28 protein-coding genes and 1 pseudogene are annotated in these 25,797 nt (G+C 64.4%); 15 read left to right on the top strand and 14 right to left on the bottom strand.

Going from position 1 to position 25,797, the window contains the following annotated elements:
* Positions 1–114 precede the first annotated feature (114 nt).
* The 4 genes from CRO75_RS06780 (at position 115) to CRO75_RS06765 (ending at position 4,319) form a co-directional block, all read left to right on the top strand.
* Positions 115–723 (top strand): TetR/AcrR family transcriptional regulator, encoded by a 609-nt coding sequence (locus CRO75_RS06780; RefSeq protein WP_009045174.1) that lies wholly within the window; start codon positions 115–117, stop codon positions 721–723.
* 227 nt (positions 724–950) lie between these two features.
* Positions 951–2,027: a diguanylate cyclase gene (locus CRO75_RS06775; protein ID WP_097134816.1), complete on the top strand. Its 1,077-nt coding sequence runs from the start codon at positions 951–953 to the stop codon at positions 2,025–2,027.
* Positions 2,028–2,368: 341 nt separating this feature from the next.
* A complete protein-coding gene (locus CRO75_RS06770) occupies positions 2,369–3,688 on the top strand; it encodes a methyl-accepting chemotaxis protein (RefSeq protein WP_097134815.1) in 1,320 nt (439 codons plus the stop codon).
* A gap of 91 nt (positions 3,689–3,779) precedes the next feature.
* Positions 3,780–4,319, top strand: a complete 540-nt coding sequence (locus CRO75_RS06765; protein ID WP_097134814.1) for a DUF1003 domain-containing protein — start codon at positions 3,780–3,782, stop codon at positions 4,317–4,319.
* A gap of 1 nt (position 4,320) precedes the next feature.
* Here the strand turns inward: CRO75_RS06765 and CRO75_RS06760 are convergent, their stop codons facing one another.
* Entirely contained in the window at positions 4,321–5,271 is a 951-nt protein-coding gene (locus CRO75_RS06760; RefSeq protein ID WP_175510553.1) for a LysR family transcriptional regulator, read from the bottom strand.
* Positions 5,272–5,295: 24 nt separating this feature from the next.
* Between CRO75_RS06760 and CRO75_RS06755 the strand changes: the two genes are divergently transcribed.
* Entirely contained in the window at positions 5,296–6,015 is a 720-nt protein-coding gene (locus CRO75_RS06755; protein WP_097134813.1) for a CTP synthase, read from the top strand.
* Positions 6,012–6,335 (top strand): antibiotic biosynthesis monooxygenase, encoded by a 324-nt coding sequence (locus CRO75_RS06750; RefSeq protein WP_097134812.1) that lies wholly within the window; start codon positions 6,012–6,014, stop codon positions 6,333–6,335. Before CRO75_RS06755 ends, CRO75_RS06750 begins: the two co-directional genes overlap by 4 nt.
* A 35-nt stretch (positions 6,336–6,370) precedes the next feature.
* Here the strand turns inward: CRO75_RS06750 and CRO75_RS06745 are convergent, their stop codons facing one another.
* Positions 6,371–6,703: a DUF2025 family protein gene (locus tag CRO75_RS06745; protein WP_009045181.1), complete on the bottom strand. Its 333-nt coding sequence runs from the start codon at positions 6,701–6,703 to the stop codon at positions 6,371–6,373.
* Positions 6,704–6,953: 250 nt separating this feature from the next.
* Here CRO75_RS06745 and CRO75_RS06740 point away from each other — a divergent pair, with 250 nt between their 5' ends.
* Together CRO75_RS06740 and CRO75_RS06735 are read left to right on the top strand one after the other, a co-directional pair.
* The gene (locus CRO75_RS06740) at positions 6,954–8,078 is read left to right on the top strand and encodes a glycerophosphodiester phosphodiesterase (protein ID WP_097134811.1); all 1,125 of its coding nucleotides are present in this window, start codon (positions 6,954–6,956) and stop codon (positions 8,076–8,078) included.
* Between the two features lie 10 nt (positions 8,079–8,088).
* Entirely contained in the window at positions 8,089–8,769 is a 681-nt protein-coding gene (locus CRO75_RS06735; RefSeq protein ID WP_097134810.1) for a helix-turn-helix domain-containing protein, read from the top strand.
* A 1-nt stretch (position 8,770) separates the two neighbouring features.
* On the opposite strand, the gene CRO75_RS06730 is transcribed toward CRO75_RS06735, so the two are convergent.
* A complete protein-coding gene (locus CRO75_RS06730) occupies positions 8,771–9,658 on the bottom strand; it encodes a sterol desaturase family protein (RefSeq protein ID WP_097134809.1) in 888 nt (295 codons plus the stop codon).
* Positions 9,659–9,810: 152 nt separating this feature from the next.
* On the opposite strand from CRO75_RS06730, the gene CRO75_RS06725 reads away from it, so the two are divergent.
* A complete protein-coding gene (locus CRO75_RS06725) occupies positions 9,811–10,128 on the top strand; it encodes a PepSY domain-containing protein (RefSeq protein WP_007925169.1) in 318 nt (105 codons plus the stop codon).
* A 63-nt stretch (positions 10,129–10,191) separates the two neighbouring features.
* On the opposite strand, the gene CRO75_RS06720 is transcribed toward CRO75_RS06725, so the two are convergent.
* The gene (locus CRO75_RS06720) at positions 10,192–11,817 is read right to left on the bottom strand and encodes a methyl-accepting chemotaxis protein (RefSeq protein WP_097134808.1); all 1,626 of its coding nucleotides are present in this window, start codon (positions 11,815–11,817) and stop codon (positions 10,192–10,194) included.
* Positions 11,818–12,091: 274 nt separating this feature from the next.
* Between CRO75_RS06720 and CRO75_RS06715 the strand changes: the two are divergent.
* A pseudogene (locus CRO75_RS06715) lies at positions 12,092–13,107 on the top strand (transporter).
* A gap of 286 nt (positions 13,108–13,393) precedes the next feature.
* A complete protein-coding gene (locus tag CRO75_RS06710; RefSeq protein ID WP_097134807.1) occupies positions 13,394–15,010 on the top strand; it encodes an inorganic phosphate transporter in 1,617 nt (538 codons plus the stop codon).
* 227 nt (positions 15,011–15,237) lie between these two features.
* Here the strand turns inward: CRO75_RS06710 and CRO75_RS06705 are convergent, their stop codons facing one another.
* From CRO75_RS06705 to CRO75_RS06690, 4 genes are read right to left on the bottom strand one after another with little or no spacing between them, the layout of a single operon-like run.
* On the bottom strand, positions 15,238–15,843 hold the full coding sequence (locus CRO75_RS06705) for a PqiC family protein (RefSeq protein ID WP_009045189.1): 606 nt from the start codon (positions 15,841–15,843) through the stop codon (positions 15,238–15,240).
* Complete coding sequence (locus tag CRO75_RS06700) at positions 15,840–17,528, bottom strand: MlaD family protein (protein ID WP_097134806.1); 1,689 nt, start codon at positions 17,526–17,528, stop codon at positions 15,840–15,842. Before CRO75_RS06700 ends, CRO75_RS06705 begins: the two co-directional genes overlap by 4 nt.
* The gene (locus CRO75_RS06695; protein WP_097134805.1) at positions 17,521–18,135 is read right to left on the bottom strand and encodes a paraquat-inducible protein A; all 615 of its coding nucleotides are present in this window, start codon (positions 18,133–18,135) and stop codon (positions 17,521–17,523) included. Before CRO75_RS06695 ends, CRO75_RS06700 begins: the two co-directional genes overlap by 8 nt.
* On the bottom strand, positions 18,135–18,743 hold the full coding sequence (locus tag CRO75_RS06690) for a paraquat-inducible protein A (RefSeq protein WP_097134804.1): 609 nt from the start codon (positions 18,741–18,743) through the stop codon (positions 18,135–18,137). The genes CRO75_RS06695 and CRO75_RS06690 overlap by 1 nt, the downstream gene beginning before the upstream one ends.
* A 144-nt stretch (positions 18,744–18,887) precedes the next feature.
* On the opposite strand from CRO75_RS06690, the gene CRO75_RS06685 reads away from it, so the two are divergent.
* Positions 18,888–19,535, top strand: coding sequence for a TetR/AcrR family transcriptional regulator (locus CRO75_RS06685; protein WP_097134895.1), 648 nt, complete (start codon positions 18,888–18,890; stop codon positions 19,533–19,535).
* Between the two features lie 12 nt (positions 19,536–19,547).
* On the opposite strand, the gene CRO75_RS06680 is transcribed toward CRO75_RS06685, so the two are convergent.
* Positions 19,548–19,991, bottom strand: coding sequence for a multidrug/biocide efflux PACE transporter (locus tag CRO75_RS06680; RefSeq protein WP_009045193.1), 444 nt, complete (start codon positions 19,989–19,991; stop codon positions 19,548–19,550).
* Between the two features lie 90 nt (positions 19,992–20,081).
* On the opposite strand from CRO75_RS06680, the gene CRO75_RS06675 reads away from it, so the two are divergent.
* Positions 20,082–20,936 carry a LysR family transcriptional regulator gene (locus CRO75_RS06675; protein WP_097134803.1) on the top strand — a complete coding sequence of 285 codons (855 nt, stop codon included), beginning with the start codon at positions 20,082–20,084 and terminating at the stop codon, positions 20,934–20,936.
* A 69-nt stretch (positions 20,937–21,005) separates the two neighbouring features.
* On the opposite strand, the gene CRO75_RS06670 is transcribed toward CRO75_RS06675, so the two are convergent.
* The 4 genes from CRO75_RS06670 to CRO75_RS06655 all read right to left on the bottom strand — a co-directional run bounded on the left by CRO75_RS06670 (position 21,006) and on the right by CRO75_RS06655 (position 23,648).
* Positions 21,006–22,256: an RNA polymerase sigma factor gene (locus CRO75_RS06670; RefSeq protein WP_097134802.1), complete on the bottom strand. Its 1,251-nt coding sequence runs from the start codon at positions 22,254–22,256 to the stop codon at positions 21,006–21,008.
* The gene (locus CRO75_RS06665) at positions 22,256–22,747 is read right to left on the bottom strand and encodes an SRPBCC family protein (protein WP_053262329.1); all 492 of its coding nucleotides are present in this window, start codon (positions 22,745–22,747) and stop codon (positions 22,256–22,258) included. The genes CRO75_RS06670 and CRO75_RS06665 overlap by 1 nt, the downstream gene beginning before the upstream one ends.
* 54 nt (positions 22,748–22,801) lie before the next feature.
* A complete protein-coding gene (locus tag CRO75_RS06660) occupies positions 22,802–23,146 on the bottom strand; it encodes a YciI family protein (RefSeq protein WP_007925146.1) in 345 nt (114 codons plus the stop codon).
* Between the two features lie 67 nt (positions 23,147–23,213).
* Complete coding sequence (locus CRO75_RS06655) at positions 23,214–23,648, bottom strand: nuclear transport factor 2 family protein (RefSeq protein WP_097134801.1); 435 nt, start codon at positions 23,646–23,648, stop codon at positions 23,214–23,216.
* A gap of 194 nt (positions 23,649–23,842) precedes the next feature.
* Here CRO75_RS06655 and CRO75_RS06650 point away from each other — a divergent pair, with 194 nt between their 5' ends.
* Both CRO75_RS06650 and CRO75_RS06645 read left to right on the top strand, forming a co-directional pair.
* Positions 23,843–24,328, top strand: a complete 486-nt coding sequence (locus CRO75_RS06650; protein ID WP_177409728.1) for a GNAT family N-acetyltransferase — start codon at positions 23,843–23,845, stop codon at positions 24,326–24,328.
* 20 nt (positions 24,329–24,348) lie between these two features.
* Positions 24,349–24,954: a pyridoxamine 5'-phosphate oxidase family protein gene (locus CRO75_RS06645; RefSeq protein WP_097134799.1), complete on the top strand. Its 606-nt coding sequence runs from the start codon at positions 24,349–24,351 to the stop codon at positions 24,952–24,954.
* A 124-nt stretch (positions 24,955–25,078) separates the two neighbouring features.
* Here CRO75_RS06645 and CRO75_RS06640 read toward each other — a convergent pair whose 3' ends face one another.
* On the bottom strand, positions 25,079–25,576 hold the full coding sequence (locus CRO75_RS06640) for a GNAT family N-acetyltransferase (RefSeq protein ID WP_009045201.1): 498 nt from the start codon (positions 25,574–25,576) through the stop codon (positions 25,079–25,081).
* Between the last annotated feature and the right edge of the window lie 221 nt (positions 25,577–25,797).

Below are 25,797 nucleotides of genomic sequence, written 5' to 3'. Positions count from 1 at the left end.
ATTTTTTCTGCCATGATCTACACTGCACAGTGTAGTTTTTCTAGATTGCAACAAACCCGGGACTAAGTAAACTGCCCCCGGATAACTGCCAACGACCGCCATCGAACCCAACTTATGACAGCTCCCAAGCGCCTGACCGACCTCAAACGCGAAGCCATCATCCAGGCGGCGATCACCGAATTCCATGCCAGCGGGTTCGATATCACCAGCATGGACAAGATCGCGGCAACCGCCGGAGTGTCCAAGCGCACGGTGTACAACCACTTCCCCAGCAAGGAGGAGTTGTTCACCGAGATCATGCATAAGTTATGGGCGAGCATCAGGGCGCGGGCGGACATTCTTTACCACCCCGGATTAACCCTGCGTGAACAGTTGCGGGACTTGTTGATGGCCAAGCTGCAACTGCTGGCCGATGACAACTTCCTCAACCTGGCGCGGGTCGCCATTGCCGCGACCCTGCATTCCCCCGAGCGCGCCCAGTACATGGTGGCGCGCATGGGCGAGCGTGAAGAAAGCCTGATGGTGTGGATTCGCTCGGCCCGGGCGGACGGCCGGCTCAAGCCGCTGGACCCGGACTTCGCCGCCCAGCAGCTCCACGGCATGCTCAAGGCGTTTGCCTTCTGGCCACAGATCACCATGAATCAGCCGCCCCTCAAGGAAGACGAACAGCAGCGCGTCGTCGAGTCCACGCTGGACATGTTCCTGGCCTGCTATCAAGCCTGATTCCCTTCTCCCCCGGTTTGCTCCGACAGCGGATCTGGCGACCGCCATGACTTGCACCGAGTGCTCTGCAATGGGCATTTGCGTACGCTCGTTCCACTAAATGGCCTGCAAGGACACTGATTATTCTTGTTGGAATAAATGACAATATTCGCCGCCTTGCCCAATGAAGGGTGACGGCCAATAAAAACACCACAAAGTGTTTCAAACCCGGGCTCGCGCAGAAATTTATGGATAACCAACAAGGCAAAGGGCTGTCATTTGCCAAACGTATTTACCTGCCCAGGATCGTCGGGCTGGGGATTGGCAGCCTCAGCGTATTCGCCGGCTTGTACCCGCTGCCGCAACCGACCTGGGTTTGGCTGCTCCTGCTGTTCAACGGCTTTATCTGGCCGCACCTGGCGTACCTGATCTCGACCCGCGCGGCCTTCCCCTATCAGGCCGAACGCCGCAACCTGTTGTGCGACTCGCTCTTCGGTGGTTTCTGGGCGGCGGCGATGCAGTTCAATCCGCTCCCCACGGTGACCATTCTGGCCATGATGGCGATGAACAACGTCGCGGCCGGTGGCCTGCGCCTGTTCATCCATGGCTCCATGGCACAACTGAGCGGGATACTGCTGTCGTGGTTGCTGCTCGGTCCTGCCTTCACCGGGGATGCCACCCAGCTGCAGATCTACGCCTGCCTGCCGATGCTGACCCTCTACCCGATGGCGGTGGGTATGGTCTGCTACCGGCTGGCGATCAAGCTCGCCGAGCACAAGCGCACCCTCAGCGCGCTGAGCCGCACCGACAGCCTGACCGGCCTGCTCAACCACGGCGCGTGGAAAGACCTGCTGCAGCTCAAGTTCACCAAATGCCAGCAGCAACGCTGTCACGGCACCATTGCCTTGATCGACATCGACCACTTCAAACACATCAACGACAGCTACGGCCATATCCTTGGCGATGCCGTGCTGCATCAATTGAGCCGGGACCTCAAGCTCAACCTGCGCCAGGACGACCTGGCCGGGCGCTATGGCGGCGACGAGTTCTGCGTGATCCTGCCGACGACCTCGATCCAGCAGGCCCACGAAGTGATGGAACGACTGCGGCAAGTCTTCAGCAACTATCGCCATCCGGGCGTGCCGTCACTCCGGGTCAGCCTGAGTATCGGCCTGGCCGCCTGGCACCCGGGGCTGCGCGATGCCGCAATGTGGCTCATGGAGGCCGACAAAGCCCTGTATGCCGCGAAAAACACCGGGCGCAACAAAGTCGCTGCCGCCACCCCGATAAACGACGCGCTCCTCGCGGTGTCCACCGGCTCCTGAAAGTTGTACAAAAATGTAAAAAACCGCAGATTTGTACAATTTTTACCCGCATCGCTCCCCACCAAGCCGGCATAATGCCGCCATGCGGTGACCCAAAAAGCCGCGCGGCACATTCGCCGCCGTGCAACATAACTTCCCTAAATTGACTCGCAGGCCCAGCGTCTCACCTCAGACGTTGAGCAAGGGTACGCGCCGGACAGGGGCGTGCCCTTCCAAGGGGTATCTGTCAGTCATGGAATGCTGGCATTGAGCAGACAAGGCCGAGGCCCAGGGGGCTTTCGGCATGCAGGCGCAGACAACAGGGACTGACTCCAGGTTTTTCCCACTGAGCACCAGCCATCATGTTATTCAACCGCCATAACAAAACCATCGACGCCTTACACCACACCATCAACCAGCAAGCCAGCCTGCTCGAGGCCATCGACCGTTCGATGGCGGTGATCGAGTTCGACCTGGAGGGCACGGTCCTGCGGGCCAACGACAACTTCCTCAAGACCATGGGCTATCGCGCGGAGCAGGTCATCGGCCACCCCCATCGGCAGTTCTGCAATGCCGAATTCGCCCGCGGCAATCAATACCGCGAGCTCTGGACGCGCCTGAAAAACGGCCAGTTCCAATCGGGGACCTTCGAACGCGTCAATGCCCAAGGCCAGCCGGTATGGTTGGAAGCCAGCTATAACCCGATCAGGGATGCCGACGGCAAGGTCTTCAAGGTGGTCAAGTACGCTCTCGACGTCACCGAAAAGGTCCAACAGGAAAGCGAGTCCAGGGGCAAGCTGCACGCCATCGACCGCGCCATGGCGGTGATCGAGTTCAACCTCGACGGCAGCGTCATCACGGCCAACCAGAACTTCCTCGATCGCCTCGGCTACAGCCTCGCCGAACTCAAGGGCAAGCATCACCGGATCTTCTGCAAGCCCGAGCTGGCCAACAGCAGCGCCTACCAGGACTTCTGGCAGCGTCTCAACCAGGGCGAGTTCTTCAGCGGGCAGTTCGAGCGTGTCGACAAACGCGGGCAATCGCTGTGGCTGGAGGCCAATTACAACCCGGTGTATGACGCCGCCGGGCGCCTGTGCAAGGTGGTGAAGTTCGCCTCCGACGTGACCGCGAGGGTGGAGAAACACGCCCAGGACGCCCAGAGCGCGACCCAGGCCTATCACATCTCGGTGGAAACCCGGCAAGTCGCCGAACAGGGCACCGCGGTGATCCAGCAGGCGGCCAGCGAGATGCGCCAAATCGCCGCCAACATCGAAGACTCCTCGACCCTGATCGCCAAGCTCGGCGAGCGCTCCGAGCAGATCACCGCCATCGTCAACACCATCCGCGCCATCGCCGAGCAGACCAACCTGCTGGCGCTCAATGCCGCGATCGAAGCCGCGCGCGCTGGCGAACAGGGCCGGGGGTTTGCCGTGGTCGCCGACGAAGTCCGGCAACTGGCCGCCCGCACCAGCGGCTCGACCGCGGAAATCTCGGGAATGATCGACATGATCCAGCAAGAAACCCAGCAGGCCATCAAAAGCATGGACGGGACCCGGGACCGGGCGGCCAAGGGCGTGGACCTGGCGGATCAGGCCGGCACGGTGATCCTGCAGATTCGCGACGGTGCCAGCGAGGCGGTACAGGCGGTGAGCATGTTTGCCAACGAGCGTGCCACGCTCTGAGCCGGCGCCCCTGAATCAACGATGTCGACGCCAGGGAAGGTGTCGGGCAACGGGCTATAGTGACCGGCAGTCCCATCGCCCCGAGCCCGCCATGAACCCGACCCCATCCGCAACAGCCTCAGCCGCCCCTGTCGACCACCTACGTTTCCACCGTCCCCATGCCCATCTGGCCCCGACCTTCGGCACCGACCGCTTTGCCCTGAAGGCCGAAGCCTTCGCCCGCTTTTTCGGCACCCCGACCTTTCTCGGCGCGCAAACCCTGATCGTGCTGATCTGGGTCGGGCTCAACCTGAGCGGGGTGACGCACTTCGACGCCTACCCCTTCATCCTCCTCAACCTGGCCTTCAGCCTGCAAGCGGCCTATGCCGCGCCACTGATCCTGCTGGCCCAGACTCGCCAGGCCGCGCGCGACAAAGCCCAGACCGACGCCGATGCCCAGCACCGCGAAGCCATCGCTATCGCCAACAGCGAACGTCAGGCGCAAGCCGCGCAACACAGCGCGCAACTGCTCGAACTGCTGGAGCAGAACACCCGCCTGACCGAGATGACCAAACAGCTGAGCGAACGCATCGAGGGCCTGACCTCGGAAATGCACCGGCACGTCCTGCACAAGGACCCGCCCCAGGCATGACTCACTGCGGCGCGCGCAGACGCTGGCTCAATTCGTCGAACAGCGTCACCACCGCGCGCAACGCCCGGCAGTCGGCCCGGGTCAGCAACCAGAGCGCGGTGTCGCAGCCCGGCAGCGGGTCGCTCAGGGGTTGCAGGGCAGTGGTGTCGTCGAGCAGGAAATCCGGCAACACCGCCACGCCCAGCCCGGCCTTCACCAGCTCGCTGACCGCCAGCATGCTGTTGCAGCGATAGCCCGGCACCACACCGGGCAACGCCTGCCGGCGCCAGGCGACCGTGGCGTGGTCCGGGAGAAAATCGTCCGGGGCGATCCAGGTCAGCCCGGCCAGATCCGTCGAGGCGACCGACTGCCTGTAGGCCGGGCTGGCACAGACCCGGTAAGACACCGCCCGCAACTGCCGGCCCACCAGGTGCTCGGGCGGCGTGCGTGTCAGGCGCAGGGCCAGGTCGGCGTCGCGGCGGCTGAGGTTAGCGAAATCATTGGAGGTGCTGAGCTCTAGGGCCAGTGCCGGATAGCGCGGCATGAAGTGCGCCAGCGCCGGCAACAACAGGCCCTGCAGCACCGAGTCGGTACAAGTCAGGCGCACCGTGCCGCTGACCACCGCGCCGCCCTGCTCCACTCCGACCTGTGCCGCGTCCAGTGCCTGTTCCGCGCGTTCGGCCTGCTCGGCCAGGGTGCGGGCCAGGCCGGTGGGCAGGTAGCCGGCGCGGCTCTTGTCGAACAGCTGCTGGCCCAGCGCGGCCTCGAGGCGCCGCACCGCACGAAACACCGTGGACACATCGACCTTCAACAACGCCGCCGCACGGGCCAGGGAGCCGCCACGCACCAGGGCGAGGATCAGCGACAGGTCGGAGTAGTCGAGCCGATAGTGCGTGGCTGCATTGATCACTTGGATAAACGCCAATATTGAGTGCGTGAGCGCCAATCTATAGTGGCATCCAGCAACCGACAAGCGTTGGCCCTACCAGGAGAATCCATGCCGCACATCGCACATCCGCCGACCCTGCACATCGCCCTGGTGGGCGACTACGACCCTCAGGTCATCGCGCACCAGGCCATTCCCCTGGCCCTGGAAATGGCCGCCGAGGAAACCAGCCTCAAGGTGCACTACCGCTGGCTGGCCACCGACAGCCTGACCAGCGACGCGCCACTGCAAGAGTTCGACGGCATCTGGTGTGTGCCCGCCAGCCCCTACCGCTCGATGGACGGTGCCCTGCGGGCGATCCGCTTTGCCCGCGAGCAGCAGCGGCCCTTCCTCGGCACCTGCGGCGGTTTTCAGCACGCGGTGCTGGAGTACGCGCGTAACGTGCTGGGTTGGGCCGATGCCGAGCACGGTGAAACCCATCCCGAGGCCGAGCGCGCCGTGCTCACACCATTGACCTGCGCCCTAGTGGAAGCCACCGACAGCATTCACCTGTGCGCAGGCAGCCGCATCGCCGAAGCCTATGGCGAGCAGCAGATCAGCGAAGGTTATCGCTGTCGCTACGGGGTCAATCCGCAGTTCGCGGCGCAACTGCTCAAGCACGACCTGCGCCCCAGCGGCTACGACTCGGCCGGCGACCTGCGGGCGATGGAACTGCGCGACCATCGGTTCTTTGTCGCCACCCTGTTCCAGCCAGAACGAGCAGCGCTCAAAGGCGTCGTGCCGCCCCTGGTCAGCGCCCTGCTCGCCGCTTGCCTGGAGCGGCACGCATGATCGCCCGCACACCCGAGGCGCCCTACTACGCGGTGATTTTCAGCGCCCAGCGCCGCGAGCCGGACCCGGCCTACGAGCAGGCCGCCGAACGCATGGTCGAATTGGCGCGGCAGCAACCAGGGTTTCTCGGCCTGGAGTTCGCGCGTAACGAGGACGGCTTCGGCATCACGGTCTCCTATTGGCGGGACCAGGCCTCGATCCTCGCCTGGAAGCAGCAGGCCGAACACCGCATCGCCCGCGAACGCGGGCGCAGCGACTGGTACGCGGCCTGTCACACCCGGGTGTGCAAGGTCGAACGCGCCTACCTGTTCGAACGCTGAGACCTGATCGCCAGCCCGGCCACCGCGCATCCCGGTTATTGCGCCGCCGGCACCAGGCTGCGCACCGCCGAAATCTCCGGCAGGTCGGTGCGGCGCATGTACACGCGCAAGGGTTCGCTGATGTTGATGCGGTCGTCGATGTTCTGTTCCAGCAGCAACTGGATCAGCTCGCGCTTGAGCACCATGACCTGGCCCTCGGCGCTGGCCCAGACGAATTCGCTGGCGGGAGTGATGGCGTCGTCGGCGACGTCCATGCCGAAGGAGTCTTCGCTGAAGCGCACGATGTGCTGGCCGCTCTTGCGGTTGAAACCGACAAAACCCTTGAGCTGGTCGGCGGCCTGGCAGATGAGTTCGGATGTGATGCGCATGGTAAACCTCACTGAGTGTCCCGAAGGACAGGTGATCGATGGTTTACACGCCAGGCAAGGGTGGAAATGTTTTCGCGCTTCCCTCTGACGGGGAAACTTCAGGGCGCAAGCGTACTGCAAAGCACCCCGCAAAAGCGTCGGAAAATTTGCCGCACCTGCAGATTTATGTCGGTTTCGCGATAGCACAACGGCCATTCAATTGTTAAAAGGTAGTCCTTTGAAAATCGCCCTCCACGAAAGGACCTCGACCATGCCTGCCACCTTCACCAAAAGCGCCCTGATGCTGAGCCTGATGCTTGGCCTGGGCCAGGCACAGGCCGCCAGCCCAAGCCCCACCGCACTGGCTGTCAGCCAAGGCATTCCACACCCCGCGGTGATCGCTCACCGGGGCGCGTCCTTCGATGCACCGGAGTCCACCGCCGCCGCCTACAAACTGGCCCGCGACCTGGGCGCCGACTACCTGGAAATGGACCTGCAACGCAGCAAGGACGGCGTGCTGTTCGCCCTGCACGACAACAACCTGCAGCGCACCACCGACGTCGCCAGCAAGTTTCCCGAGCGCAAGGACAGCCCGGCCAACGCCTTCACCATGGCCGAGCTGAAAACCCTCGACGCCGGCAGCTGGTTCAACCAGGCCTATCCCGACCGTGCCCGTGCGAGCTACGTCGGCCTGAAGATCCTGACCCTCGACGAAATCATCGACATCGCCCAGAGCAACCCGCATCACAAGCCCGGCCTGTACATCGAGACCAAGGAGCCCAAGCAGTTCCCCGGCATCGAGCGTGACCTCAAGGAAAAACTCCAGGACCGCGGCTGGCTCAGCCCGGCCGGCTCCAAGCTGGCGAAAAGCGACCTGGCGGTAGGCCAGGGCAAAGGCAAGGTGGTGTTGCAGACCTTCGAGAAGAGCAGCCTGGAACTGCTGCAGAAAGAAATGCCCAAGGTGCCGAAGATCCTCCTGCTGTGGATCGGTGAAGGCGGCATGCAGCCCAAGTCCGACGTGACCTTCGCCAACAGCGGCGAGAAGGACAAGGCGGCCTACTACGCCAAGCAGGAGCCCAAGGACAAGGCCGAGTTCGAGCAGTGGGTCAGCTACGCCAAGGCCCAGGGCGCCATCGGCACCGGCCCGTCGGCGGCACTGGCCAACGGTGGCGACCAGAGCTACTTCGACCTGGTGCAACCCTGGATGAACCAGTTCACCCACGACCAGGGCCTGCTGGTGCACGTCTACACCATCGACGAGCCGGTGGACTTCAAGAAGGTCCTGGACTCCGGTGTCGACGGCATCTTCACCAACCGCGCCGCGGAGCTGCTCAAGTACGCCAAGCGTCCGGCCAGCGGCAGCGTCAGCCAGCTGCTCGAGGCCAACGGCTACTGAGCCGGTCGCCGTGCGCACGCCCGAGTGGACAGGCCAGCTGTGGCTCGGGCGTGACTACGGACTGATCCAGGGCGAGCTGGGGCGTACCGTGCCCCACGCCCACTACGCCCATCAACTGATCCTCGCCCCCGCCGCACCGGTCACCGTCAGCCTCGACGACCAGCCCTGCACCGCAAAGCATGTGTTCATCCCGGCCATGCAACGGCATGCGATCCTCGACGCGCCCGGAACCCTGTTCACCCTCTACGCCGAACCGCTGACGATTGACGCCCAAGCCCTGCAAGACAGCCTGCTGTGTGTCGAGCTGACGCTGCCGGCACTGACCGAAGCGCTGCGGCGTTGCCCGCGCCGAATCTTGCAGGACCGGCGGATCGAAAAGGCCCTGGCGGTCCTCGACCGACAATTGGCCGGCAAGGTCTCGGCCAGCGCCCTGGCAGCCCATGCGCACCTGTCCCTGAGCCAGCTCGAACGGCTGTTCAGCGGCCAGCTCGGGTTGCCGGTGCGGCGCCTGGTACTGTGGCGGCGCCTGCGCCTGGCGATGGGCCTGGTGCTCGCAGGCCAGGCCATCACCGAGGCGGCTCATGGCGCCGGGTTTGCCGATTCCGCACACTTCTCTCGCACCCTGAAAACCCTGTTCGGCGTCACCGCGCGCCAAGCCCTGCAACACATCGAGCTGCGCCTGCTGGACTGACTCAACGGCGCAACGGCAAGGGCACCGGCGGTTCCTCATGCACGGCTTGCCTGCTGAAGGGTGCCAACAATTGTCGCCAGTACGCCTGCGGATAATCCGGCTGGCTGCCAATGCCCAGGTCGCCCTGGCGGATCGGGTAGGCCGAGGAATAAAACGCCGTGCCCAGCAGCCAGTCCCAGACATTCAGGAACAGGCCGAAATTCACATTGCCGGCGGTGCCGTACTTCATGTGGTGAAAGCGGTGCATCGGCGCCCAGGCGAACACCCAGCCCAGGGGACCGGGGCGCATGTCGACATTGGAGTGCTGCAACAGCAGCTGGATGGCAATGGCAAACGCCAGCAGTTGCGCCACCGGCAACGGGATTCCCAAAAACAGCAGCGGCAATAGTCCGGCGCTGGCTTCCAGCAACTGATGCAGCGGGTGCTTCATCAAGCCGTTGAAGCCATACAAGCGCTGCACGCTGTGATGCACCGCGTGCAGGCGCCACAACCAAGGCAGCCGATGGCTGAAGTAATGCGCCAGGGTCAGGCCGCAGTCGGCGACGACCATCGCCAGCGCCAACTGCGCCCACAGCGACCAGCCGCGCGGCCACAGGCCATCGAACGCCAGCAGGCTCACCAGCCCCGGCAACAGCAGTAACCCCAGGGCGTTCAGGCTTTCATTGACCAGCGCGTGCAACACGTCACGCAGGCGATCCTGCCGCGGGCGGTTCCAGTCCACCTCATAGGGCAACCACCCTTCCGCGACAAAGGACACCCCCAGCGCCCCGGCGAACACCAGCAGCAACCAGCCCGGGGCCAGCCCCGGCGTGCCCATCACCCACACGCCAGCGCCGATGAAGCCGGCGAAAAACGCCGGACCGTACAAGCCTTTGATCATTGCTTTCATCACTGCCTCTCCTGTTCGAGAGCACAGCTTGAAAGACCCGAGGGCCACGGCGATTGAACAAACGGCGCAAAGCTTGCGCTGAATTAAGGGTGAATTAAGTTGTACCGGCTAACCTGAACCCACTTAAACGAATCACCCCAAGGAAAGACCCTATGAAAACGTTGACTGCCCTGTTCGCCGCTACCGCCCTGACCCTGACCGCTGGCCTGGCCCAGGCCGACGTGCGCCCGGACCTGATCCCGGGCCTGCTCAAGGCCGGCACCATCATGGACCTGGAAAAACTCAACCAGGCGGCCCTGGCCGAACACCCTGGCACCACCGCCGCCAACATCACCGACACCGAGCTTGAGCAGACAGCGGCCGGCGCCTACGTCTACCAAGTGGAACTGCGTGACGCCAAGGGCGTCGAGTGGGACGTCGATCTGGATGCCAAGACCGGCAAGGTCCTGAGCAACAAGCAAGACAAGTAATTCTTCAGGACAAAAAAAGCCGCGTGGCCGAAAGGCCACGCGGCTTTTTCATGCGCTGGCGCATCAGGCACTCAGGCGTGCCGTCACCTCATTCAACTGCCCCGACAGCTCGTGCAGGTTCTGGCTGGCGCGCTCGGTACGCTGCACGTTATCCAGGTTGGTGCTGGCGATCGTGGTGATCTCGGTCAGGTTGCGCGAGATGTCCTCGGCCACCGAGGTCTGCTCTTCCGCCGCCGTGGCGATCTGCCGGTTCATGTCGCGGATCGCCTCGACCGCCTCGGTGATCCGCTCCAGCATGGCGCCGGCCTGGGTCACCTGCTCGACGCTGGCATCGCTGCGCGCCTGGCCACTCTCGATCGCATAGGCAGCGTCCAGCGCGCCGGTCTGCACGCTCTGGATAATCTGGTTGATCTCGATGATCGACGCCGCGGTGCGCTGCGCCAGGCTGCGTACCTCGTCGGCGACCACGGCGAAACCACGCCCGGCCTCGCCGGCCCGCGCCGCTTCAATGGCTGCGTTGAGCGCCAGCAGATTGGTCTGCTCGGCGATGCCGCGGATCACCTCCAGCACCTTGCCGATACGCCCGCTGTCGGCCTCCAGGCGGCGGATCACCTCGGCGGTGTTGGCGATTTCGCCACGCATCAGGGTGATGGTGTGGATGGTGCCCTGCATCACCTGCTCGCCCTGCTGGGCCGATTGGTCGGCGTCATCGGCGGCGCGCGCCGCATCCGCCGCATGGCGCGCTACTTCCTGGGCGGTGGCGGACATTTCGTTCATCGCCGTGGCGACCTGGTCGGTGCGATTGAACTGATCGTTGGTGCCCTGGGACATCAGGGTGGCAATCGCATTCAGTTCGCCGCTGGAGCTGTCCAGGTCGGTGGCGCTGCGCTGCAGGCGGCTGAAGGTTTCAGCGAGGAAATCCCGCAAGGTGTTGGCGGCCACCGCCAGCTTGCCCAACTCGTCCTGGCGGCTGCTGGCCACGCGCTCGGCAATCCGCCCACGGCTGAGTTGCGCCACGTAGTCGATCAACTGGCGGATCGGCTCCACCAGGCTGCGGTTGACCAGCCACAGGCTCAGCAGGCCGATCAACAAACCCGAGGCCAGCATCACCAGCAGGCCGATCCACACCGTGCGCTGGGCGGCGGCGCTGATGTCGCGCGACCGCTCGCTGCCCTGCTTGCGCAGCTCGCTCACCAGTTCGCTCATCTGCTCGCTGGCGGCGCGGTCCACGCCCTTGACCGCGGCATCGCCGACGGCCGGATCGGCACCGGCGGCGATAAAGGCATCGCGGCCCTTCTGGTACGCCGTGCCCAGCACCCGATGTTCTTCCCGCAAGCGCTCGATACGGCCCTTGAGCGCCGCGTCTATGCCGGGCTCGGCCGCCAGCTGGCCAAGAATGCCCTGTACATCGCGCTGGCGCTCCTCGAACTGCTGCCAGTATTTGCTCAGCTCGGCGCTCTGCTTGCCCCGCAGCAACACGTTTTTCCATTCCTGCACCTGGACCTTGAATTGCAGGTTGGCTTCATCGATCAACTGCGAGGTGCGCAACGGCCCCTCGATCAGCTCGCGATAACCTTGCACGCCATTGGACAAGAAGTGAAAACACGCCAGCGCGATCAGCAGCACCGCCAGCAGGCTGCCGCTCAACAAAGCCAGGACTTGCGCTCTCAGGGATTTTTGCAAGGACATCGAATGAGATCTCTCAACAGGGATAGAGCACGCCCGAGGCGGGCATGGGTAGCATGCGAACATCCCTGTCAGGCGAACCGGGGCAAGCCGGTCGCGCAGTCGTCACAGGCGTGATCGGCCTGGAAGAGGCTTTCTTGAGCGCCTCCGACAGCCGGTTATAACCGCCGAATATTGCACTTCGAACCGTCACAAAACAGTCATGAAGCCTTGCGATGATCGGGCTCAAGTGAACCTGTAAAACCGCCTACAGGTGCCTTCCCTCCTGCGAGCCTCCATGAACCACAGCATCGACCATGCCCATCGCGATTCGGATCTGTTCGGCCTGCTCTACGGCTTTGCGTTCCGCCCCGGCGAGCGGGGTCGCGAACTGGATTCGGCCAAGGCCCTGCAAGCCCTGCAACAGCCGGACGATGGCGAGGCGTTTCTCTGGCTGCACCTGAACCTGGCCCATGCCGCCTGCGAACGTTGGATGCAGACTCACCTGGCCCTGCCCGAGGAATTCTTCGAGGCCTTGCACGAAGGCTCGCGCTCGACCCGTATCGAGCATGTGGACTCGGCCCTGCTCGCGGTGGTCAACGACGTGGTGTTCAACTTCGGCAGCATGGTTTCCTCGGACATCTCCACCCTGTGGGTCTGCGTGCGCAGCCGGCTGATCGTCAGCGCGCGCCTGCAACCCTTGCATTCGGTGGACAAGCTGCGCTCCTCGGTCAAGGCCGGCGAACGTTTCCGCTCGCCCCTGGAACTGCTGGTGCACCTGCTGCGCGACCAGGGCGAAGTGCTGACCCAGATCGTGCGCAAGACCAGCCTCAACGTCGACCAGATCGAAGACCAGTTGCTGGCCGCGCGGATCTCCACCAACCGTGCCGAGCTGGGGGCCGGGCGCTGGTGCGCCTGCAACGCCTGCTGGCGCTGGAGCCGGGCTCGCTGCTGCGGCTGCTCAACCGGCCGCCGCAATGGCTGCAGAAGGAGGACGTCAAGGAGCTGCGCAAGTCCACCGAGGAGTTCGCCCTGATCATCAACGACCTCACCGCCCTCGGCGAGCGGATCAAGCTGCTGCAGGAAGAGATCGCCGCCAATATCAACGAACAGACCAACCGCACCCTGTTCACCCTGACCGTGGTCACGGTGCTGGCGCTGCCGATCAACATCATCGCCGGCTTCTTCGGCATGAACGTTGGCGGCATCCCCTTCTCCGCCGACCCGGAAGGCTTCTGGATCCTCGTCGCGCTGGTCGCCACCTTTACCGTCATCGCCGGCCGCTGGGCGTTTCGCAAGCGCCAGGATATGTAGGCCCTATTCGCTGTAGCCGCTGCCGCAGGCTGCGCAAGGTCCGCAGGACCTCCGGCGATTTCAAGGCCGCCCCACGGCCGGCCCAGACCGATCGCAGCCTGCGGCAGCGGCTGCAGACGCCATCGCGGGCAAGTCGGATCGCCGCCCGCTCGCTCCTACAGAAAATGGCGCGGCTTCTTGACCAGTGGTTAAAGGATTCACCCAAACACTGACCTGAGGCAGTCTCTCTGTAATATTTGGCAACGATCATGGGCGACACTCCTCCCTGCCACAGGATTGTCCGGCAATGGCCACCCCTTCCCTGACCGCCGCCTCCCCTTCCCCCGCCCTCGAAGCCAGACCGCAGCTGGACAAAAAAGCCAGCCCCTTCACCCTGGTGGTGTTCTTCGCGATCCTCGCCATGGGCCTGTTGTTCACCGCCTACAGCCTGATGCACGACATGCATGAGCTGGGCACCACGGTCACCACCTGGACCCCGTTCCTGCTGCTCGGCGTGGCGCTGCTGATCGCCCTGGGCTTCGAATTCGTCAACGGTTTCCACGACACCGCCAACGCCGTGGCCACGGTGATCTACACCCACTCGTTGCCGCCGCATTTCGCGGTGGTCTGGTCGGGTTTCTTCAATTTCCTCGGCGTGCTGCTGTCCAGCGGCGCGGTGGCCTTCGGCATCATCGCCCTGCTGCCGGTGGAGCTGATCCTGCAGGTCGGCTCGTCGGCCGGCTTCGCCATGATCTTCGCCCTGCTGATCGCCGCCATCCTGTGGAACCTCGGCACCTGGTGGCTGGGCCTGCCGGCCTCGTCGTCCCACACCCTGATCGGCTCGATCATCGGCGTCGGCGTGGCCAACGCCCTGATGCACGGCCGCGACGGCACCAGCGGCGTGGACTGGAGCCAGGCCACCAAGGTCGGCTACGCCCTGCTGTTCTCGCCGCTGATCGGCTTCGCCTTCGCCGCCCTGCTGCTCCTGGCCCTGCGCCTGTTCGTCAAGAACCGCGCGCTGTACAAGGCGCCCAAGGGCAATACCCCGCAGCCGTGGTGGATTCGCGGCATGCTGATCGTCACCTGTACCGGCGTGTCCTTCGCCCACGGCTCCAACGACGGCCAGAAAGGCATGGGCCTGATCATGCTGATCCTGGTCGGCACCCTGCCCATGGCCTACGCGCTGAATCGCACCATGCCGGCCGACCAGGCCCTGCAATTCGCCGCGGTGGCCGAAGTCACCCAACAAGCCCTGGTGAAAAACGCCCCGCAGCCGGCTCCGGCCGACCCGCGCGCGGTGCTTTCCGACTATGTACGCAGCAAGGAAGCCACGCCGCAGCTGGTCCCGGCCCTGGCCGCCCTGACCGGTCATATCGGTGACGAAGTGAAGGGCTACGGCTCCCTGGCCAAGGTGCCGGCTGAAGCCATGGGCAACGTGCGCAACGACATGTACCTGAGCAGCGAAACCATCCGCCTGATGGACAAGAACCAGGTCGGCGATTTCGACGCCGACACCCAGGGCAAGCTGCAACTGTTCAAGCAGCAGATCGACAACGCCACGCGCTTCATTCCGCTGTGGGTGAAGATCGCCGTGGCCATCGCCCTGGGGCTGGGCACCATGGTCGGCTGGAAACGCATCGTGGTCACCGTCGGCGAGAAGATCGGCAAGACCCACCTGACCTACGCCCAGGGCGCCTCGGCGGAAACCGTGGCGATGCTGACCATCGGCGCCGCCGATATGTTCGGCCTGCCGGTGTCCACCACCCACGTGCTGTCCTCGGGTGTGGCCGGGACCATGGTCGCCAACGGCGGCGGCCTGCAGATGCAGACCATCCGCAACCTGCTGATGGCCTGGGTACTGACCCTGCCGGCGGCGATCCTGCTATCCGGCAGCCTGTACTGGCTGTTCACCCAATTGTACTGAACACCGCGATCACCTGTAGCCGCTGCCGCAGGCTGCGATCCAGTCCGCAGGACTGGCCAACGGGACAACACGCAATGTCAGGAAGATCGCGGGGTCAGGTTTTGGGGCCGCTTCGCGGCCCAGCGCAGCCTTCGGCAGCGGCTACATGGACTGTGGCCGTCTGGGGAGCTCCTGACGGGCCAGACGCTCAACCCTAAGCGGTTGAACGCCACGGCGCACCGGGAGATTCAGGAACAGCGGGTGGCGGGATTTTGCGCCCAGCGTTTGGCGGTACCGGCAATGCGCTTGGCCAGCTCGTCGATGGCCCGCTGGTGGGCCTGGACCAGGCTCGACAGCTCGACGCTGGCCGGCTGGCTGATGCGGCTGCTGCAGGTCAGGCTGCGACGCTCGACGCCGTCACCGCGCAGGCGCAGGTTCCACACCACGTCGATCAGCGCATAACGCCCCGGTACCGATTCGAAGCGGCGCACATCGGTCTGCAACGACAGGATCGGCTGCCCCGCGGACTTGGGCAGACCCTCCAGGTTGCGCGTGCCCAATTGCTGCTCCATCTGGCTGGCCAGGGCATCGTGGAACTCATCCACCAGCGGCGCGCTCCAGCGCGCGGTTTCCAGGATCGCCAGGGTGCCGCCGTCCTGGCGCACCACGAGTTGCGGCTGGTCGACCTGCATCGGAATGCGCACCCCGGCCATTTCGAATTGCAGGCCCGACGCCGCGCCGCCAGCAGCCGCCGGCTCGGGCGCCGGCGGCATCAGGGTGTAGTAATGGGTCGGCGCCGAGCTGCAGGCCGCCAGGCCCAGGGACGCGATCAGCAACACTAGAGTTTTTTTCATGGCTGGACTTCCGATTCAGGCTCACGAGAAGACGAGGTCGAGGATTTGTAGGCGTCCGGCTGATTGTCCTTGAGCCGCCCACGGATCAGTGCTTCGGGATGACGACTGAGGAAGTCGGTGAGCACCCGCACCGAACGGGCGGTGCGCTGCACTTCGTCCATCGCCTGGCCCAGTTGCAGACGTTGCGGCGAGTCCTCGGCGAAGCTGTCGTTGGCCGTGGTCAGGGTTTTCTTGGTCTGCTCCAGGGTGTCGCGCATTTCTGGCAATACCTTGCCGTTGACGTTCTCCAGGGTCTTCTGCATCTCGGTCAGGCTGCCATTGAGGTTATTGGCGATGGCATCGATCGGCAATTTGCTGATCTTCTCCACCACTCGCTGCAACTGCTCCTGCAGCTTGTCGAGGCCGCCCGGCACGGTGGGAATTTCCAGCGGCCGCGCGGTCGCATCGAAAGTCACCGGCTTGGCGTTGGGGATGAAGTCCATGGAGATATACAGCTGGCCGGTCAGCAGGTTGCCGCTGCGCGCCTGGGCCCGCAAGCCGTGCTGGACAAAGGTACTGATCAGGTAGCCCGCGCGACTTTCGTCGGCACCGCTGAGCTTCTCCAGTTGCTGATGGACCTTGCCCAGGCGTGCCGGGTAGATCACCACGCCGACCACGGTGGAGAAGGTCTTTTTCTGCTCGTCGTAATCCAGGTCCATCGACACCACCCGGCCGATGTTCACCCCCAGGAACTCCACCGGCGCATTGAGCGCCAGGCCGCGCAGGGTCTGGTCGAAACGCATGCGCATGTAGTACGGGTCGCCATCGGGCGGCGCCAGCGCGGTGTCCTGGTCGGCGAACAGCTGGTAGCTGGCGTTTTCCTCGGCCGGCTTGGCGTTGGGGCTGTACTTGGGTTCGACGAAGGCAATGCCGCCGGCGAGGATCGACGACACGGATTCGGTGTTGACCTTCAGGCCATTGGCGCCCAGGGTCACGTCCACGCCGCTGGCGTTCCAGAAACGCGAGTCGGTGGTGACGAACTGGTCGTTGGGCGCGTTGACGAAGATCCGCACGTCCACGCCCTTGCCGTTATCCGACAGCTTGTAGGAAATCACCTGGCCCACCTCGATGCGCCGGTAATAGACCGGCGAACCGACGTCCAGCGAGCCCAGGTCATCGGTGCGCAGGGTGAAGCGCTTGCCCTTTTGCCCGTAAGTCACCGGGGGCGGCGTTTCCAGGCCGACGAAGCTTTTCTTGCGTTTTTCTTCCTGGCCGGCGTCGGCACCGATAAAGGCCCCCGACAGCAAGGTGTCGACACCGGACACACCGCCCGCGCCAATGCGCGGGCGCACCACCCAGAACATCGAGTCGGCGGCGGTGAAGGACTCCGCCGACTGGTCCAGCTCGACCTTGGCGATCACCTTGCCGCGGTTCTTGCTCAAGGCGATGGAGGTGACCTTGCCGATCACCACGTTCTTGTATTTGACCTGGGTCTTGTTGGCTTCCAGGCCTTCGGCGGTCTGGAAGCTGATGGAGATCTCGGGCCCGGCCGACAGCGACTTGTGCACCAGCATCGACAGGCCGACCAGGGCCGCGACTATGGGCACGATCCACACCAGCGAAATATTGAACCGGCGCGTCCTGACCGCGGGGGTGCCCGGCCTAGCTGGCGCGCTTGAAGCGTTGGAACCTGGATGATCAGACATCTTCAACCTCTACATCCCAGATAAGCCGAGGATCGAAACTCATGGCCGCGAACATCGTCAAGACCACGACCAAACCAAAGAACAGAATGCCCATGCGCGGCTCGATCGAGCTCAGGGCGTGGAATTGCACCAGCGCCGCCACCAGGGCGACCACCAACACGTCGAGCATCGACCAGTAACCGATCACCTCGATGAAGCGGTACAGCCTGGCGCGTTCGCGCATCGCCCAATGGCTGCGGCGCTGGCAGGTGATCAGCAGCATCCCCAGGACCAGGAACTTGCTGCACGGCACCACCACGCTGGCGATGAAGATCAGCAGGGCAATGTCCCAGGAACCGTGCTGCCAGAACTCCAGCACGCCGCTGAGAATGGTGTTTTCGCTGCCGCTGCCGAAGATCTGGGTATACATCACCGGCAGCACGTTGGCCGGGATGTAGAGAATCAGGCTGGCCACGAGAAAGGCCCAGGTACGGCTCAGGCTGTTGGGTTTGCGCGCATGCACCACGGCCTCGCAGCGCGGACAGTAGTGAACGTCCCGGGGGCAGGTCTGGCCGCAGGTGTGGCACAGCATCAGGCCCAGATCGCGAGCATAGGGGGGCTGGCTCATCAGTAGCGGCCCTCCAGGTCGTCCCAGAGGCGGCGGATGCCCTTGCCGGAAATCAGGATGATCAGCACCGTCAGCATCGCCAGCGACCACAGCCCCAGGCCCGGGTGCACGTCGAGCATGCCGGCCAGCTTGACGATGGCCACCAGGATGCCCAGCAGGCACACCTCCAGCATGCTCCACGGCCGCAGGTGTTCCAGAGCCCGCATGCAGGCCTTGAAGCCCGGCGCCGCGCGCCCGATGTTGGCAAAGCCCAGCACCCAGCACAGCAGGGCAATCTGCAGGCCGGGGGCAAGGATGATGGCCAGGCCGGTGACGGCGGCGATCAGGCTGATGCGGCCCTGGGCCAGGGCTTCGACCGACTGCCAGAGGGTGGCTTCGTTGCTCAGGCCTTCGAGACTGATGCCGATCACAGGGAAGGCATTGGCGAACACGAACAGCAGCGCCGCGGTGATCGACAGGGCAAGCAGCTGCTGCACGTTCAGGTGCCGGGCACGCTCCAGCACCGCCCCGCAGCGCGAGCACTGGGAGGTCTGGCCTTTTGCAAGCGGCACGGATTCGTACAGCGAATCGCAATGCTCGCAGATGATCCAGCTGGGAGAGAGCGTCATGGTCTTCGAGTCAGGTGGGACAGCGGAAGGCGCTGATCCATGGCGCGTATTCTCTGCAAAAGTAGAGGATGGTGTCTAGTTTTACCTGAGGACTGCAAACGCCCCGGTGCGCCATAATGTATGCCCCTTGCTGCCTTTCAGACCATGAACGATTCAAAAATGCTCCCGACCAAAAACCCGCGCTCGCCGAAACAGACTCGTGGCCATGAACGGGTCACGGCGATTCTCGACGCCTGCGCCCACCTGCTGGTCAGCCAGGGAGTGGCCAGCCTGACCATGCATGGCCTCGCGCGCGAGGCCGGCACCTCCATCGGTTCGCTGTACCACTTCTTCAGCGACAAGCAGAGCGTGCTCGACGCCCTGGGCCAGCGCCATATCGACGCCATCGACCGGATCACCGCCAACCTCCTGGCCATCGACCCGGCCACCTGGGTCGAGTCGAGCAGCCAGGAGGTGATCGACCGGATGATCATGCCGATCATGGAATACCTCGAGACCCATCCCGACCTGCTGCAGATGATCAGCCCCACCTTCGCCCCCGGCCAGCTCCAGGCCCCGGACGTGCATGCGCGGATCCAGGCAACCTACGACCGCATGCTCGCCCTGCGCCTGCCCACCGCCAGCGCCGCGGAGCGCGACGCTTACGTGACGGCCATGCGCGGATTGCCCATTGGCCTGTTCCAGGTTGCTCTGGAGAATAGCCAGCTCAAGAGCATTCTGCTGTTGCAGGAAGTCCCCAGGGCGATGAAGGCCTATCTGGAGGCCATCGAGCGGCACCACGCCGCCCGCTGACCCCTGCGGTTTTCAACTGGCGCGATCGAGCGGGCGACGCAGCATCAACCGCTCCCGCACCAGGTCGTAACCCCAGTGATAGACATAGGTGTACGGCAGGAAGAACAGCAGCACGCCGATGTCAAGAATCAACGCCTGCATCAGGCTGACCTGCAGCCACCAGGCAATCAGCGGCACGCTTACCGCCACCAGGCCACCTTCGAACAGCAGCGCATGGGCGACCCGGGTCCAGCCGCTGGGCGCCAGGGCCAGGCGCTTGAGCAGGCGGTCGAACAGGCCATTGAAGACCACGTTCCAGGCCAGGGCGATCAGGCCGATGGCGATAGTCGCCACGCCCATGTCGACAAAGGGTTTGTCCATGATCCAGGCCAGCAGCGGCGTACACAGCGCGAACGCCAGCAGCTCGAAGCCCACGGCCTGGAAAACCCGTTCGGTCAAGGATTTGGTGCTGCTCATGATCTGGCTCCCGCAAGTGAATGTGGTTGCCATGATCACCTTAGGTTCCGATACTTCATAACCATTAACCATCGAGCAAGGCGATAGTTTATGGCCTCACACGAAGTACTGCTGGCCTTTGTCCAGGCGGCCACCCAAGGCTCGTTTTCCGCGGCCGCGCGCAAGCTCGGCAAGAGCCAGTCGACCATCAGCGCGGCGGTGGCGAGCCTGGAGATCGATCTCGACCTGCAGCTGTTCGACCGCAGCAGCCGCAAGCCCGCCCTCACCCCGCAAGGCCACGTCATGCTGCAACGGGCCGAAGACATCCTGGCCGCCACCAGCCGCCTGGAAATGGCCGCCAGCCAGCTGGCCCAGGGCGTGGAAGCCAAGCTCACGGTGGCCCTGTCCGACACCTATCAGTCGGATCGTTTCGAAACCTCGCTGAGCGCCTTCGAACAACGCTACCCGGACCTGGAGCTGGAATGCCTGATCGCCGAATGCGACGACCTGATCGAGCTGGTCCAGCGCGGTCGGGCACAGATCGCCTTTGCCGAGATGCAGCCCGAATACCCGGCGGACCTCGACCATTCGACGGTGGACGAGCGCACCGAAATCGCCCTGTTCGTGTCGCGCAACCACCCCTTGGCGGTGCTGAAAAATATCGATCAGGCGCGCCTGCAACAGCACCGCGAGCTGCGCCTGGCGACCATCGTCAACCCCTATGACAGCCGGGCACGGGGCCGGGTGTGGTCGGCGCCGAGCTACCTGATGCTGCTGGAAATGGCCCAGGGCGGCTTTGGCTGGGCGCCCCTGCCGCGCTGGCTGGTGGAGCGTTTCGGCGCCGACAGCCTGGTGGAGCTCGATGCCCGTGGCTGGCCGCGCAACGTGGCGGTCGATGCCCTGTGGTCGCGCCTGCACCCGCCAGGTCCGGCGGGCAGCTGGTTGCTGGGGCGGATGCTGGAATAAGCGTTTTTTGCAGAGGCTCGCCCCGCTGGCGGCCGCTCGGCCGACCGCAGTCTTCGGCTCGGCAGGCGTTCAGAGGGTTTTCAGGGCTTCGAGCTTGCTCTCGATAAAACGCCGCTCCGGTTCCTGGCGGGTCAGTTCCAGGGCGCGCAGATAGGCTTCCCGCGCCAGTTCGATGCGGCCCAATTGCCGGCAGAACTCGGCCCGCGCCGAATGGGCCAGGTGGTAATCCTGCAACTCGCCCCGGGCGAGGATCGCCTCGACCCGCTCCAGGCCGGCCAGCGGTCCGTCCCTCTGGGCGATGGCGGCCGCGCGGTTCAGTTCGATCACCGGCGAGGGCATGGCGCGCAACAGCACGTCATACAGACCGACGATCTGCTGCCAGTCGGTTTCCCCGGCGGTCACCGCCTCGGCATGCACCGCGGCGATCGCCGCCTGCAGACAGTACGGGCCGAAACGGCGGGTGCCCAGGGCGTGCTCCACCAGGGCGCAGCCTTCGGCGATCAATTCGCGGTCCCACAGCGATCGATCCTGTTCGTCCAGCAGCACCAGCTCCCCGGTGGCCGAGGTTCGCGCCAGGCGCCGCGACTCATGCAACAGCATCAAGGCCAGCAGGCCCATCACTTCAGGCTCCGGCAGCAGTTCCAGCAACAGACGGCCGAGACGGATCGCCTCATGGGTCAGGTCTTCGCGGGTCAGCTCGGCGCCCATCGACGCCGAATAGCCTTCGTTGAATACCAGGTAAATCACCCGCAACACGCTGTCCAGGCGCTCGGGCAGTTCGCCCAGGGACGGCACCTGATAAGGAATCCGTGCATCGCGGATCTTGGCCTTGGCGCGCACGATGCGCTGGGCGATGGTGGCCGGCGCCGAGAGAAAGGCCCGGGCGATTTCCTCGGTGGTCAGGTCGCAGATCTCCCGCAACGTCAGCGGCACCTGGGCGTCCGCCGCCAGCGCCGGGTGACAGCAGGTGAAGATCAGGCGCAGGCGGTCGTCTTCCAGGTCTTCCTCGCTCCAGTCTGCCTGCTCCAGCTCTTCGAGCTGGCTGACCAGCGCCGCCTGGGACGCGGCGAAACGCGCCCGCCGACGCAAGCCGTCGATGGCCTTGAAACGCCCGGCCGACACCAGCCAGGCCCGCGGGTTGTCCGGTACGCCGTCGCGCTGCCAGCGCTCGACCGCGACGAAGAACGCCTCGTGCAAGGCTTCTTCGGCGAGGTCAAAATCCCCCAGCAGGCGGATCAGGGTCGCCAGTATCCGCCGCGACTCGTTGCGGTAGACCGTCTCCACCAGCGCCTTGACGCTGTCTTGCGTTGCCGTCGGCATCAGTCCGGCATGCCTCGGGTCACCAGGCTTTCCAGGCGATCCAGGCTCTGCCCCCAGCCCTCGTGAAAGCCCATGGCTTCATGGGCCTGGCGATCCTCTTCGCTCCAGTGCATGGCGCGAGCGGTGTAGAGAGTCTTGCCGTCCAGGTCGTCGAAGGTCACCTCGGCGCTCATGAAGGCCTTGCCCGAAGGAATCCAGCCCGGCAGGAAGGCATCGGTGAACACCAGCCGCCGCGGCGCGACGATCTCCAGGAACACGCCCATGGTCGGGTATTCGTTGCCGTCCGGGGCGCGCATCAGGGTGCGAAACTGGCCGCCGACCCACAGGTCCATTTCGCACTCCGGGGTGGTCATGCCGTGGGGTCCCCACCATTGCACCAACAACTGAGGTTCGGTCCAGGCACGGAACAGCTTGCCGGGCGGCGCATCGATCAGGCGGCTGATGGACAACTCATATTGGGCGGGCGCACGGCCCACGCTGTGCTCGGTCATGGCGAAACTCCTGCTTATGCTTGTTTTTTCAGGGCTCGTTTTCCAGGGTGGCGATCAGGGATTCAACTCACGCACCGGGCGTACCTCGACGCTGCCGACCCGGGCCGCCGGAATGTTGCCGGCGACCTGGATGGCTTCATTGAGGTCCTTGGCATCGATCAGGTAGAACCCGGCCAACTGTTCCTTGGTTTCGGCGAACGGGCCGTCGGTGATCGACAGCCGGCCGCCGCGCATGCGCACCGTGGTCGCGGTCTGCACCGACTCCAGGGCCTCGGCGGCGAGCATCCGGCCGCTGCCCTGCACCGACTCGGCGTACGCCATGCACTCGGCGTCCTTCGGGCTCTCCGGCAGACTGTGCAACAGCTGTTCGTCGCTGTAGACCAGGCATAGGTATTTCATGGGGCTCTCCTCGATCGGGCTGATCAACTATGGCTGCAGTTTCAGGCTTTGGCGAAAAACCCGACGATCAGGGTTGCAGGTCGAACAAGGCGGTGCCGCTCTGCATGTCGAACGGCGCCGACCAGTGTTCGTGGACCACTTTCCACTGGCCGCCCAGGCGCTGGTAACCGGCGGTCACGCGCATCCAGCAGGCCTTGGTCTCGCCCTTGTCGTCGGTGCCGCCGCAGTGGGCCAGCCAGTGGGCGAAGGCGCTGTCGCTGGCGCCGACTATGTGCAGCTGCTCGAAGTCGAAAATGCCCGGGCCAGGGCAGATTTCCATGCAAGCTTTCCAGTGCGCGCGGTAGGCTTGCTTGCCCTTGAATTGCAACGCGGTCACGGCGTCGAACGCGGTGATGTCGTCGGCGTAATAGCTGACGATGCGCTCGATGTCCTTGGCCATCACGGCCTGGCGCCAGGCGTCGATCAGGCTGCGGATTTCGCTTTCGGTGGTTTGGGCGTTCATGGCGATTCTCCTTGCGATTGAGTGATACGGGCTCAAGGTGGCCGCCGCAGGCGACCGTTAAATCGTGAAGACACCCTTAGTCGTCTGGCCGCCCGCTCAATCGACAGGGCCAGGAAAAAAAACCGGAACCCTGGGCAAAATCGCTAGAATCGCCACTTACCCAGCCCCCTCAGTGCCCGGATATGGACAGCCCAGTGACCACCCGACTCGTGCCCTACGAACAGCTCGACGCCAGGCAATTGCAGCAGCTCGACGCGCTCGAAGTGCACCCGCGACAGAAGCATTATTCCGGCGATATCTACACCGCGCTGCATACCCTGCTCAAGGCGCCGGAGCCCGGGATCAAGGGCTTCGCCCTGCTGGCCGACGAGGTCCCGGTGGCGTTTCTGCTGCTCAAGCGCCCACCGTTCCTGCCCCATTGGGCCGACCCCGACACCGCCACCCTGCATGCCTTGCAGGTCGATCAGCGGGTCCAGGGCCAGGGCTACGGCCGGGCCTGCCTGCAAGCCCTGCCCGCCGCCGCGCGCCAGGCGTGGCCAGAAATCAAGGGGCTGATGCTGTCGGTGGACGCGGACAACGCCGCGGCCTTCAGCCTCTATCTGAAGCAAGGCTGGGTCGACAGCGGCGAGGCCTACAGGGGCCGCATCGGCTATGAACGCCGTCTGGCCCTGATGTTCTGACGTTACCCAGGAGAAGCATGATGCTGACCACCCTCGAGCAACTGGAAGCAATCTACGGCCAGCCCATTGAGCGCGCCGTACGCAAGGAAATCCCCTTCCTCAACCCGGACTACCAGGCCATGGTGCGCGCCTCGCCGCTGGTGATCCTGAGCACCAGCGGCCCAGGCGGCATGGACGGCTCGCCCCGCGGCGATACCCCGGGTTTCGTGCGGATCATCGACGAGCGCACCCTGGCCCTGCCCGATCGCCCGGGCAACAACCGCATCGACAGCCTGCGCAATATCGTCAGCGACCCGCGGGTGGCCCTGCTGTTCATCATTCCGGGCATCGGCGAGACCCTGCGGGTCAATGGCCGGGCGCGGATCTCGGCCGAGCCGGCGCTGCTGGACAGCTTCGCGGTGAATGGCAAGCCGGCGCGCACGGTGATCCTGGTGGACGTCGAGGCGGCCTACTTCCACTGCTCCAAGGCCATCGTGCGCTCCGACCTGTGGAACCCCGAGCACTACCTGGAACGCTCGGCCCTGCCCTCGGCCGGCGCCATCCTCAAGCGCCTCTGCGACGGCCAGTTCGACGCCGACCGCTACGACCGGGAAATGCCGGAGCGGGTGCAGAACAGCCTGTATTGAAGGCTCTATAGGAGCGAAGCTTGCTCGCGATGAAGGCTGACGCGGTACATCGGCCAGACCGCGGCGCCCTTTTCGCGGGCAAGCCTGGCTCCTGCGCCGTGGCGTTACGACCTGTGTTACGACCTCACAACTCCAGCACCATCTCGTGCCAGGCCATGCCGCCATGGTCCGACGCCGAAGCCTTGAGGTAGACGAAGCCGAAGCGCTCGTACAAGGGCACATGCCGCTCCTTGCACATCAGGTTGATGCTGGCCTTGCCCAGGCCGCGCATGCGCTCGATAAAGGCCTCCAGCAGACGCCGGGAAACACCCTGGCCCTGATAGTCCGGGTGCACCACCACCGACATGATCACCACATGGGGCCCGGCCGGGTCGTGGCCGATCAGTTCCTTGAAGGCCTCGTCGGCCATCTCGACCTCGAAGGCCGCCCCGGAATTGATGAAGCCGGCCACCACGCCCTCCACTTCGGCGACGATGAAGCCCTCGGGCCAGGTGGCGATGCGGGTGGCGATCTTTTCCCGGGTGGCGGCTTCGTCGCCTTCGTAGGCCAGGGTTTCGATGGCGAAGCAGCGGTCCAGGTCAGCGGCGGCGACCTGACGGATCAACAGGCTGGATAAGGTCATGGGGAACGGATCGGCTATGGGAAATGCCGCCGATCATAAAGTAATAAGGCTTGCATATCGAATGACGGCAAGCCCGTAAAACCTGCGTAGAGTCGCTGTCATCCGCGCACCGACCGGGTTATTTATCAGGGCTCAATCAATCCCATCCTGGTCGAGTACGGAAGTCGCCATGAGCAATGTTCAGATCGGTTTGCTGGTGCTGTTCGGTATCAGTGCGTTCG

The sequence above is a fragment of the Pseudomonas sp. LAMO17WK12:I10 genome (genome assembly GCF_900215185.1).
Classification (GTDB): domain Bacteria; phylum Pseudomonadota; class Gammaproteobacteria; order Pseudomonadales; family Pseudomonadaceae; genus Aquipseudomonas; species Aquipseudomonas chlororaphis.
The sequence above is the reverse complement of the archived record's forward strand: the minus strand, read 5'-3'. Positions and strand labels throughout refer to the sequence as shown.